Annotated in this window: 1 protein-coding gene; it reads right to left on the bottom strand. The window is 33.4% G+C overall.

The genetic code is table 11. The annotated features are described in order from the left end of the window. A partial coding sequence (locus IM532_RS13640; RefSeq protein ID WP_194184044.1) for an IS30 family transposase occupies positions 1 to 671 on the bottom strand: 671 nt, incomplete at both ends.

Genomic DNA, 671 nt, shown 5'->3' with positions numbered 1-671 from the left:
TGTACTTTGGTGTTTTTGGTGAATAATTTATGCTGAGCCATTTCGGTTCCATTATCGTATGTCAACGACTTTTTCATCAGCTTAGGAAGCTTCTTAAATTCCTTTTCAAAAGCCTTTCGAACGGTCTCTGCATTTTTGTCTTTAAGATGGACTAAAATCACCGCACGAGTAGATCTTTCGACCAATGTTCCAATAGCCGATTTATGATCTTTTCCAATAATTAAATCACCTTCCCAATGTCCAGGAATCTCTCTACCGATCACTTCTTGAGGTCTTTCATCGATAGAAATACGGTCCTTAATTTTGATATCTTTCGACTCCTTCGAACGAGCAGGTCCTCTAGTTTTTTTCTTTTGCCTCAGGGAGTCAATTAACTCTTTTTTTAAGTGACTTTTACTGTGCAAATAGATATAAAAATAAATGGTTTCGTGGCTTACATTCATTGCTTTATTGTGTGGAAAATTTTGTTTTAAAAATATGGAAATTTGTTCAGGAGACCATCTTTTTTTGAGCTTAGAATGGACAATTTTTAAGAGTTTTTTATGGCGTAAAATTTTGCTTCTTCCATAGTTTTTATTCATCGAAATTTCAAAGGCAATTTGATGTGAAATAAAAGCATCATAACACCTTTTTTTGAACTTATTTACTTCTCTTGAGATAGTACTTTTGTT

Origin of the sequence: Faecalibacter rhinopitheci (assembly GCF_015234135.1) — a bacterium.
GTDB lineage: Bacteria > Bacteroidota > Bacteroidia > Flavobacteriales > Weeksellaceae > Empedobacter > Empedobacter rhinopitheci.
Note: the sequence above shows the minus strand (reverse complement) of the source record. Positions and strands in the feature narration are given on the sequence as shown.